Genomic DNA, 9,593 nt, shown 5'->3' with positions numbered 1-9,593 from the left:
CATGCGCCGCGCCGACGTCTTCCCGCCGATCCTCGTCTACATGACCGCCTCGGGCGAAAGCAGCGGCCGTCTGGAGCCGATGATGGAGCGCGCCGCCGACTATCTGGAGCGCGAGTTCTCGACCTTCACCGCCGTGATGCTGAGCCTGCTCGAGCCGGCCATCATCGTGGTCATGGGCGGGGTCGTGGCCCTGATCGTCCTGTCGATCCTTCTGCCGATCCTGCAGATCAACACCCTCGCGATGGGTTGAAGATGAGTTGTGAGATGACTGAATCTGAAAAGAAAACCGCTCAACACCGCCTTCGCGCTCAAGCAGCGTCGCGCCGCGCGCGACGCGTTAGCGCCAAAAGGAGAGCCGGCTTTACGCTCGTGGAGCTGATGGTGGTCATCGTGATCATCGGCCTGCTGGCGACCGTGGTCGCGATCAACGTCCTGCCCAGCCAGGACAAGGCCATGGTCGGCAAGGCCAGGGCCGACATCGCGACGCTGGAGCAAGCCATCGAGACCTACCGTCTCGACAACCTGGCCTTCCCGGATTCGCTGCAGGCCCTGGCGACCGCCCCCGCCGGCCTGACCAATCCGGAACGCTACCGCGAGGGCGGCTACGTCCGTCGCCTGCCCAAGGATCCGTGGGGCAATGACTACCAGTTCCGTCGTCCCAGCCAGCATGGCGGCCAGTTCGATGTCTGGTCGTTCGGCGCCGACGGTCGCGAAGGGGGCGAGGGCAATGACGCCGACCTCGGCAACTGGAGAGTCTAGGCGCAGCCGTTCCGGCTTCACGCTCGTCGAGCTCTTGATGGTCGTCGCCATCATCGGCTTGGCCGCCGGGGCTGTCGTTCTGTCTGTGCCCAATCCCAAGCCCGCCGTTGCGGCGGAGGCCGAGCGTTTCGCCGCCCGGCTGGTGCGCGCGCGGGAGGAGGCCATCCTCGGCAACCGCCCCGTGGCCGTCGAGGCGACGGCGCGCGGCTACGCCTTCTCGACCTTCGACGGCGCGGAGTGGACGCCGCTGGCCGACGGCCCGTTCGGACCGGAGACCTGGACCGAAGGCTCGACCGTGTCGCCGTCCGACACCCCCGTGCGGGTGGTGTTCGATCCCTCCGGCGTGGCCGATCCGGCGACCCTGACGCTGGCCCGCGACGGGCGCAGCCGCCGCATCGCCGTGGACGGGGCGGGCGAGGTGCGCATCGATGGCTGAGCGCGGCGGCTTCACCCTGATCGAGATGCTGGTGGCGCTGGCGGTGTTCAGCCTGGCCGCCATGGCCCTGCTCAATCTGTCGGGCGAGAGCACCCGCTCGGCCCAGCGGGTCGAGGTGCGGACCCTCGGCGGCATGGTGGCCGAGAATGTCGCCGTCGAGGCCGCCGTTTCGCCGGTGCTCGGCGAAGGGGAGAGCTCCGGCCAGTCCGACCTGGGCGGTCGCCGCTGGGCGTGGAGCCGGGCCGTGACCGCGACCGCCGACCCCGACCTGCTGCGCATCGATGTCCACGTTCGCGACGAGGAAGGCCAGGCCGCCGACCGCACCCTGTTCCGCAGGCGGGCGCCGTGAACCGGTCCGGCTTCACCCTGGTCGAGGTGCTGGTCTCGCTGCTGATCTTCGCCATGCTGGCGGCGGCGGGGGCGGCGGTGCTGGGTGTCACCATCGACAACCGCTTCGCCGTGAAGGCCCAGAGCGACCGTGTCGGCGACCTGCAACGCATGCGCAGCCTCCTGCGCGCCGACCTGGGTCAGGCCACCGCCCGCCGTGCGCGCGGCCCCAGCGGTCGCCCGGCGCCCCAGGCCATGACCGGGCCCATGAGCCCGGCCGATCCCGTCCTGACCCTGACGCGCTCAGGCTGGAGCAATCCCGGCGAACAGGCGCGGCCTTCGTTGCAGCGGGTCGAATACCGCCTGGTCGACAACCGTCTCGAACGCCGCGTCGCGGGCCAGCTGGACGGCGCCCGGCCCGGACCGCCCCAGGTGCTGTACCGGGGCGTGCGCGACGTGACCGTGGCCTTCCTCCGGGACGGGGAGGCGGCGCCCGCCTTCACCTCGACCCTCGACCGGCCGCTGCCCGATGCGGTGCGCATCACCATGACGCTGGACGGCTATGGGCCGGTCGAGCAGCTGTTCCTGGTCGGGGGCGGCCGATGAGGCGCCGCGCCGACCGCGAGGGCATGGCCCTGCTGACCGTCCTGCTGCTGGTGGCGGTGATGTCGGTTGTGGCCGTGGCCCTTCTGGACGACGTGCGCTTCTCGGTGCGCCGCGCCACCAACGCCGAGATCGGCGGGCAGGCGCAGTGGCTGGCCTCGGGCGCCGAGCTGCTGGCGCGCAACCGCATCAAGCGGCTGATCCAGATCAATCCGTCCCGCACGCCGCTGCAGCCCGAGTGGAACGGCCGCCGCCTCGACTTCCCGGTCGACAACGGCGCCATCAGCGCCACGGTCACCGACGGACAGGCCTGCTTCAACCTGAACAGCGTGGTGCTGGGCGTGGGCGAGGATCTGGTCGCCCGGCCGCTGGGCGCGACGCAGTTCCGGGCGCTGGGCCGGGCCGTGGGCGTGCCCGACAGCCGCATGCGCGCCATCGCCGACGCCTTGACCGACTGGCTGGACGCCGACAATCAGGCCCTGCCGCTGGGCGCCGAGGACGGGGCCTATGCGGGCCTCGCCAGTCCCTACCGCACCGCCGGGGTCATGCTGGCCGAGGTCAGCGAGCTGCGCGCCGTGAAGGGGGTGGACGCCGACGCCTACCGCCGCCTGCGCCCCTATGTCTGCGCCCTGCCGACCAGCCAGCTCTCGCCGCTCAACGTCAACACCCTGACGCCCGCCCAGGCGCCCCTGATCACCATGCTGACCGCCGGCGTGGTCGGGCCCGAACGCGCCCGCGCCGTGATCGCCCGCCGCCCCCGCGACGGCTGGGGCAGCAGCGAGGCCTTCTGGAGCCAGTCCGAACTGCAGGGCTTCACGCCCGACGACGAGACCCGGGCCCAGGCCACAGTCCTGACCCGCTTCTTCCGCCTGCGGGTGGACGTCGACTACGCCGGCGTCCGCGCCGTCCGCACCGCCCTGCTGGAGGCCCGTCCCGACGGCGCCGTCCGCACCGTCATCCAGCGCTGGACCCCCGAAGAATGAAGCCCACACGCCTGATCCTGATCCCCGCGCTGGCGGGCGATCCCGCGCCCTACCTGATCATCGGGGCGGGCGGCTATGTTCTTGAGCGCGGGCAGCTGGCCATGGACGCGGTCGAGCGGCCCGAGCCGATGCGCACCGTCGCCGTCGCGCCGGGCGCCGATGTGCTGGTCCGCTGGCTTGACCTGCCGCCGGGCAGCGCGGCCCAGCAGCGGACGGCGGCCCTGTGGGCGCTGAAGGACGATCTGGCCGTCGCGCCGGACCGGCTGTCGGTCGCCCTCGGACCGGTCCCGGCGGCGGGCGAGCCGCGGTTGGCCGCCGTGGTCGGCCTGTCCCTGCTGGACGCCTGGACCGACTATCTGGCCGGGCTCGGCGTGCGCGCCGACGTGCTGGTCCCCGATGTCCTGACCCTGACCGAGCCGTCCGACGACAGCCTGACCGCCGTCGCCTTCGGAACCTCGATCGCGCTCCGCGGCCGCCGTTTCGCCGCCTCGGTCCAGCCCGATCTGGTCGATCTGGTCGCGCATGGCCGGTCGGTGGAGCCCGTCGACGATCCCGCCTCGGTCGAGCGGGCGCTGGTGCAGGCCGCGCTCAACCCGCCGATCGACCTGACGCCTGCCCGTGTCCGCGAGAAGGCCGAGAGTCGCCGGGGCTGGAACCGCGCCGCCGCCCTGGCCGCCGCGGTCGTCGTCTCGCCCCTGGTGCTGATGATCGCCGGAGCCGGCCGCGACGAGATGGCCGCCGCCCGCGCCGACGATCAGGCCCGCGCCGAGATCGCCCGCGTCGATCCCGAACTGGCCCGCACGCCGGACCCCGTCGCCGCCCTGCGTGGACGGGTCCGCGCCGCGCCGCCGCCCGGCGGCGTCATGGCCGCCACCGCCGCCCTGTTCACCGCCGTCGAGGGCGTGCCGGACGCCGAGCTGGACATGCTGGTGGTCGATCCCGAGGACGGGATGAAGGCCAGCGTCACCCATCCCGACTATGGCGATGTGAAGCTGATCGACAGCGCCATGCGCGCCTCGGGCCTGACCGTCACCGAGACCGGAACCGAGGACGACGCCGGACGCGTGGTCAGCGACATCACGATCGGAGCCGCCCGATGACCGCTCTTCTCGCCCGCGCCCATGGCTGGTGGGACGGCCGCACGGCGCGCGAACGCCGTCTGCTGACGGTCATGGCCGTGCTCGTCGCCGCCGTGCTGGTCTGGCTCCTGGTCGTGCGCCCGGTGCAGGCCTGGCAGGCCGGCGCCGCCGACCGCCGCTTCGAGGCCGAGCAGACCCTAGCCGAGGTCCGCAGCGGCCTTCGCATCGTCGCCCCGGAGACAGCGCCCGCCGTCGTCTCGACCGAGGGCCTTGAGCCGCTGGTGCGACGCACCGCCGAGACCGCGGGCCTGACGGTGGTCACCACCATGGCGCGGGGCGGCGGTCTGGGCATCCAGATGTCGCAGGCGCCGGGCCGAGAGACCTTCGCCTGGCTGGCCGCGCTGGAGGCGGACCACGGGATCAAGGTCTGCAGCCTCGGCGTCATGGAGAACGCCGACGCCACCCTGAACATCGACGGGGCGCTGGGGCAGGGGGGCTGCGCGCCCGCTGGCTGAAGCGGCGCGTCAGCGCGCGATGCGGACGACGGCCCCTTCGGCCGGATCGGACGCGCCGTCCGCCAGGGCGCGCACCACGCCCGCCGCCGCGTCCAGACCCTGGTGCTCGACGATGCGGATCCACGGCGAGGCCGGGTCGACGACCCGTTCGAAGAAGGTCTTCTGGTCGGCCAGGAAGCGCTCGTAGAAGGCGTGCAGCGTGCCGCGCTCGCGGTGCTGGTCCAGACAGGTGGCGGCGAAGAAGAAGACCGGCTTCGGCCCCCTCAGCTCCGGATCGGCGCCGGTGAAGTTGTCGCTCTGGGTCGAGCCGACCAGGCAGTCGTAGGTCAGGCGCTCGCCGAAGTGGGCGTGCACCCGCCGCCGCAGCACCGGGTCGCCCGCCAGATCCAGATACAGGGTCGGCGCGTCGGTCGGCAGCGCCTCGACATCATCGTAGCCGTGGACGGCGTCATAGGCGCCCAACCCTTCGACGAAGGCCCGGTTGCGCGCGCCGGTCAGGGCGATCACCTCGACATCGTCGTCTTTCAAACACCAGGCCGAGCCGTAGGCCGTCTTGCTCGACGCGCTGGACACCACGATCCGTTTGGCGCCGAAGAAGCCATTGTCGCGCAGGAAATCGACCGCCGTATAGGAGGTGATGAACAGGGGCCGGAACAGGGCCTCGCTGTTCTCCAGCGCGGGATCATAGTGGCGGTCCGCCGCGCACAGGACATAGCGGTTGTAGATGTCCGGCACCGCCTTGCGCCACGGCGAGGCGTCGGCGAAGCCGCCGCGGGTGATCTTCTCGGCCTGCACCACCAGGGCATCGGCCATGGGGAAGTAGCCGAACACCCGCGCCCCGACCTCGACCCCTTCGGCCCGCGACTGCGTCACGTCGGCGAAGCCCCAGACCGGCATCATGCCGTAGTCGTCGCGGCCTGTCGGGAAGACCTTCCAGTAGCCGATGGCGTCGCCATAGGCGGCGTAGGTGATGTTGTTGGTGGTCAGCGAGAACCGGTCCGGCGCCAGCACCGCCTCGCCCTCGGCCAGCGGGCCGTGATCCGGGATCGCCGCCTTCAGCGTGTCGCCGACGTCGGCCTTGCGGGTCATCAGGCGTTGGTTTGCGTCGGACACGGCGTCTCTCCTGTCTGGCTGTTGCGCCAGCCTATCAGGAACGCCGGTTGACGCAGGAGAAGGATCGGGGCGGCCCGTCAGGCGCGCCGCCCCGTCCGTTCGTCAGGCCGACACGCGCCCGAACAGGTCCGCCAGGGCGGTCAGGCGCGCCTTGCCGGCCCCGGTCGCCTTTTCGGCGGCGGCGCGCAGGGGCGCGACCAACCGGCCGGCGGCCCGCTTGTCGACGGATCCTCCGCGCCAGCCCGTGATCGCCGTGCCGGCGCGGCCGGCCAGGTCGGCCTCGATCCCGTTTCCGCGCGTCAGCTGGTCCAGATAGGACTGGGCCACGTCGGGGGTGTCGCTCCAGGTGATGCGGGTCTGCAGCTGCGGATTGATCTCCGCGGCCGTGATGGCCTCGGCCGCCGCGATCTCGGCCGCCGACAGCGTGTCGCTCGGAACCAGACGCAGCACGTCCAGGCCGCGCGCGATCTCGCTGGAGTAGATGCGGCCGTTCAGCCAGTAGGCCGACCACGAACCGCCGACGTACAGACGCTCGGCGCTGATCGGACCCCGGTCGAAGTGGGCGATCTCGACGGGCTTGGTCGGGTCGGTGAAGTCCATGATCGAGACGCCGCCCTGGTACCAGGCCTGCACCATCAGGTCGCGGCCCGGAACCGGGATGATGTTGCCGTTGTGGGCCACGCAGTTCTCGGTCGCGCCCTGCGCCGAAGGCAGCTTGTGGAAGCTCTTGCCGGTCAGGGTGCGGTTCTCGATCGTGGCGATCATGTTGGCGCCCCAGGTCGCCGGATCCTCGGCCCGGCAACGCGCGCCGATCCCGCCGCCCCACTCGTCGGTGAAGACCACCTTGTCGCCGGCGTTGTTGAAGGTCGCCGAGTGCCAGTAGGCCATGTCCGGATCGAAGATGTCCGACACCCGCGTCGGGTGCTCCGGATCGGCGATGTCCAGCAGGATGCCGTTGCCGCTGCAGGCGCCGCCCGCCAGGCCCATCTCCGGATAGACGGTGATGTCGTGGCACTGGTTGGTCTGGGCGGTGTTCTGGCTGGCGACGCCGGCCCGGCCGCCGCGCCACAGGCCCGCCACGCGGCCCGTCGTTCCGTCGGCGAAGATGCGCGGCCGGTTGACCACGGCGGCGTCCTGCGGATGGCTCAGATCGACCTTGATCACGTCGATCGAGAACAGGGCCGTTTCGGGGTTCGCGTCAGGCTCTCCGTCGGTGCACATCGCCAGTTCGCCGGTCTTGCGAACGCTCGAGGTGCCTTGGCCATAGACGTACAGCACATTGGCGTCGGTCGGATGCGGCACCAGCGTATGGGTGTGCGAACCGCGGCAGGTCTGGACGGCGGCGATCTGGCGCGGCGCGTTCAGGTCGCTGATGTCGAAGATGCGCACGCCGCGGAAACGCTCGGGGCTGATTTCGTCCGTCGTGGTCGCGGGACCGCAGTCCAGGCGGCCGCGGCCTTCCTCGACCGACATGAACAGCAGGTTGCCGTGCACCGAGACGTCGCCCTGGCCGCCCGGGCAGACCACCGACATCACCAGCCGCGGCTCCGCGCCGGGGGTGGAGATGTCATAGGCGTTGAAGCCGTTGAAGTTGCCGACGAACAGCTTGCCGTTCGACACGGCCAGGTCCGTGTTGGCCATGCCCAGCACGCTGAAGTTGGGATTGGCGTGGGCCCGGGCCATCAGGGCCTCGCCCTCGGCCCGGCTGGTCGGCGGCGAGAAGCCGATGTCGGGATCGACGAACCCCGGCGGCTTGCCGATCGTGTGCTCCAGAACCATTCCGGACGCCGACTGGCCGGCGTCGTTCAGGCCCGGCGTCAGGGCGCTGCGGACATCGGCGGTGATGGTCTGGGTCTGGCCGGGGCCTGAGGCCTGCTGCGCCGACACGGCGGTCGCGCCCAGCAGGACGGCCAGGGCGGCGGCGGAGGTAAGCAAGGTGCTGCGAACGTTCATGGCCGGTCTTTCCAAAAGGGAAGGGATTGGGTTTCGAGGTTCAGAGATCGGAGAGCAGGGACTGCATGCGCAGGATTTCGGTCGACTGGTCCGCGACGACCGAGGTGGTGAAGTCCGACAGCATCGTGTCCTGGGCGGCGTTCGGGTGCTCGAGCAGCTCGGCGACCATGTCCAGCGCGCCCTGGTGGTGCTGGATCATGCCGGTCAGGAACAGGCGGTCGAAATCGGCGCCCTGCGCCGCCGCGAGCCGCTGCATCTGTGCGGGCGAAAGCATGCCGGTCATCAGCGGCGTCTCGGACGCGGGCATGGCGTGACCCATGTGGGCGGAGTGATCCATGCCGCCGTGTCCGGCGTGCATGTCCGGCATGTCGGTCGATTGTCCCCGCTCGGTCAGCCAGTCGCGCATCAGGGCCATCTCGGCCTCCTGCGACAGGGCGATGCGGCGGCCCAGCAGCTTCACGCGCGGGTTCGCGCCGCGCGTCTCCAGCAGGCCGACCATTTCCACCGCCTGGGCGTGGTGGACGATCATGTGCTGCATGAAGCCGACGTCGTCTTCGGTGAAGCTCGTGCGGGCCAGCTCCAGCGCCTCGCCGGCGGTGATCACCCGGGACGGCGCGCCGGGCGCGCCGGGCTGGAAGATGGGCACGGTCTGCGGCGCGCAGGACAGGGCGACGGCGATCAGTCCGGCAACAAGCAACACGCCTACGTCTCCCCCGGTCGCCCCTCCGACCGAAGGCCAGACTAGGGTCCGGGATCGAACCGACGCAAGCGGCAAAGGCCGGTCTTCCGTGACAAAGCATCCATCATCGGATGATCCGGCGCCGGATCGAGTGACGGGGCAGGTTCCAGTCAGGGGCGGAAGAGGCCGCCGCTGCGGCCTTTCGTCCGGGCGCTGGGACGCCGGTGCGCCATTCTGGGACGGGTGGGCGTGGCGCGGTCCCGGCCATTCGAACTAACAGTCATTTTTGGGGATGCTCCAGGTTGAGCGCTCCATTAACTCCAGGGTCGGCCGCGTCTCGGCGCCCATGGAGGCGTATCGCGAGGAGGGGGCGCAAGCCCGAGGGGACAATGATTGCCGAATGCGTTTGCCCCCCGGTCGCCGACGACCCGGAGACGATCAACGAACAGACCGCGCCGGAGCGCTATCTGTCCGCCTGGGCGGAAAGCCATTCCGCGCCCCTGGCCCTCGTCTCGCTCGACCAGAAGCTGATCTGGGCGAACAGTCTCGCCGCGGCGGTCTTCGCGGCCGGCGAGCCCTTTGTCGTCCGGGACGGCGTCCTGACCGCCGCCGACAAGGTGCAGGCCGCGGCCCTGCGCGGCTTCTTCGAAAGGCTGGGCGAAACCAGCGAGGCCTGGATCATCAAGTCCGGGTCCGGGGCGCCGACGATCGTGCGCGCCCATGTCCTTCGCGCCGAGGACGGCGCCCGGGCCATCGCGATCAACCTGTTCTCGACCGAGCCGGCCCAGCGCTATGTCTGGACCAATTTCGGCGAGGCCTTCAGGCTCACCCGCGCCGAGGTCGAGGTCGCCAAACGCATCCTCGAGGGGTCGGCGGCCGATGAGGCGGCCGAGGGGCTGGGGGTCTCCGTCGAGACGGTACGGACCCATATCCGCAGCCTGTACGGCAAGCTGTCGATCAACAGCCGCGAACGCCTCTTCGCCCTGATCTCGCCCTTCCGCATCGGCTGACGGATCGTGGGGCGCGGGTCCCGGGTCTTCCGTCAGAAGAATTCGGTCAGGGCGGCCCGCTGAGCGTCATGCAGGTTGTTCCTGAAGGCGCCCAGGAGGCGGTCTTCGGCCGCGCCGGGAAAGAGGTGTTCCGCCG

11 protein-coding genes and 1 pseudogene are annotated in these 9,593 nt (G+C 71.0%); 9 read left to right on the top strand and 3 right to left on the bottom strand.

The window, feature by feature from the left end; all coding sequences use genetic code 11:
- From Q0C81_RS03905 to gspM, 8 genes and pseudogenes are all read left to right on the top strand, one after another.
- Positions 1-250 (top strand): type II secretion system F family protein (locus tag Q0C81_RS03905; protein WP_291833822.1); only part of this gene is annotated, 250 nt, incomplete at its 5' end.
- A gap of 98 nt (positions 251-348) precedes the next feature.
- A pseudogene (gspG, locus tag Q0C81_RS03900) lies at positions 349-759 on the top strand (type II secretion system major pseudopilin GspG); the annotation flags it as partial.
- The gene (locus Q0C81_RS03895) at positions 668-1,195 is read left to right on the top strand and encodes a GspH/FimT family pseudopilin (RefSeq protein WP_367117969.1); all 528 of its coding nucleotides are present in this window, start codon (positions 668-670) and stop codon (positions 1,193-1,195) included. The pseudogene gspG and the gene Q0C81_RS03895, both read left to right, overlap by 92 nt.
- A complete protein-coding gene (gene gspI, locus Q0C81_RS03890; protein ID WP_291833813.1) occupies positions 1,188-1,544 on the top strand; it encodes a type II secretion system minor pseudopilin GspI in 357 nt (118 codons plus the stop codon). Before Q0C81_RS03895 ends, gspI begins: the two co-directional genes overlap by 8 nt.
- Positions 1,541-2,128, top strand: coding sequence for a type II secretion system minor pseudopilin GspJ (gene gspJ, locus Q0C81_RS03885; protein ID WP_291833810.1), 588 nt, complete (start codon positions 1,541-1,543; stop codon positions 2,126-2,128). The genes gspI and gspJ overlap by 4 nt, the downstream gene beginning before the upstream one ends.
- The gene (gspK, locus tag Q0C81_RS03880; protein WP_291833807.1) at positions 2,125-3,108 is read left to right on the top strand and encodes a type II secretion system minor pseudopilin GspK; all 984 of its coding nucleotides are present in this window, start codon (positions 2,125-2,127) and stop codon (positions 3,106-3,108) included. Before gspJ ends, gspK begins: the two co-directional genes overlap by 4 nt.
- Positions 3,105-4,208, top strand: a complete 1,104-nt coding sequence (gene gspL / locus Q0C81_RS03875) for a type II secretion system protein GspL (RefSeq protein WP_291833804.1) — start codon at positions 3,105-3,107, stop codon at positions 4,206-4,208. Before gspK ends, gspL begins: the two co-directional genes overlap by 4 nt.
- A complete protein-coding gene (gene gspM / locus Q0C81_RS03870; RefSeq protein ID WP_291833801.1) occupies positions 4,205-4,702 on the top strand; it encodes a type II secretion system protein GspM in 498 nt (165 codons plus the stop codon). The genes gspL and gspM overlap by 4 nt, the downstream gene beginning before the upstream one ends.
- Positions 4,703-4,711: 9 nt before the next feature.
- Here gspM and Q0C81_RS03865 read toward each other — a convergent pair whose 3' ends face one another.
- From Q0C81_RS03865 to Q0C81_RS03855, 3 genes are all read right to left on the bottom strand, one after another.
- The gene (locus Q0C81_RS03865) at positions 4,712-5,815 is read right to left on the bottom strand and encodes a DUF2855 family protein (RefSeq protein ID WP_291833798.1); all 1,104 of its coding nucleotides are present in this window, start codon (positions 5,813-5,815) and stop codon (positions 4,712-4,714) included.
- Between the two features lie 102 nt (positions 5,816-5,917).
- Positions 5,918-7,768 carry a hypothetical protein gene (locus tag Q0C81_RS03860; protein ID WP_291833794.1) on the bottom strand — a complete coding sequence of 617 codons (1,851 nt, stop codon included), beginning with the start codon at positions 7,766-7,768 and terminating at the stop codon, positions 5,918-5,920.
- A 40-nt stretch (positions 7,769-7,808) separates the two neighbouring features.
- A complete protein-coding gene (locus Q0C81_RS03855; protein ID WP_291833791.1) occupies positions 7,809-8,468 on the bottom strand; it encodes a DUF305 domain-containing protein in 660 nt (219 codons plus the stop codon).
- A 368-nt stretch (positions 8,469-8,836) separates the two neighbouring features.
- On the opposite strand from Q0C81_RS03855, the gene Q0C81_RS03850 reads away from it, so the two are divergent.
- Positions 8,837-9,457 (top strand): helix-turn-helix transcriptional regulator, encoded by a 621-nt coding sequence (locus tag Q0C81_RS03850; RefSeq protein WP_291833789.1) that lies wholly within the window; start codon positions 8,837-8,839, stop codon positions 9,455-9,457.
- Positions 9,458-9,593 lie beyond the last annotated feature (136 nt).

The organism is Brevundimonas sp. (assembly GCF_023259385.1).
Classification (GTDB): Bacteria; Pseudomonadota; Alphaproteobacteria; order Caulobacterales; family Caulobacteraceae; genus Brevundimonas.
The sequence above is the reverse complement of the archived record's forward strand: the minus strand, read 5'-3'. Positions and strand labels throughout refer to the sequence as shown.

What these genes read in the sequence shown, in the direction of transcription:
- gspI (WP_291833813.1), top strand. Translation starts at nt 1,188, where the DNA reads ATGGCTGAGCGCGGCGGCTTCACCCTGATCGAGATGCTGGTGGCGCTG.
- Q0C81_RS03895 (WP_367117969.1), top strand. Translation starts at nt 668, where the DNA reads ATGGCGGCCAGTTCGATGTCTGGTCGTTCGGCGCCGACGGTCGCGAAG.
- Q0C81_RS03860 (WP_291833794.1), bottom strand. Translation starts at nt 7,768, where the DNA reads ATGAACGTTCGCAGCACCTTGCTTACCTCCGCCGCCGCCCTGGCCGTC.
- Q0C81_RS03850 (WP_291833789.1), top strand. Translation starts at nt 8,837, where the DNA reads ATGATTGCCGAATGCGTTTGCCCCCCGGTCGCCGACGACCCGGAGACG.
- gspL (WP_291833804.1), top strand. Translation starts at nt 3,105, where the DNA reads ATGAAGCCCACACGCCTGATCCTGATCCCCGCGCTGGCGGGCGATCCC.
- gspM (WP_291833801.1), top strand. Translation starts at nt 4,205, where the DNA reads ATGACCGCTCTTCTCGCCCGCGCCCATGGCTGGTGGGACGGCCGCACG.
- gspK (WP_291833807.1), top strand. Translation starts at nt 2,125, where the DNA reads ATGAGGCGCCGCGCCGACCGCGAGGGCATGGCCCTGCTGACCGTCCTG.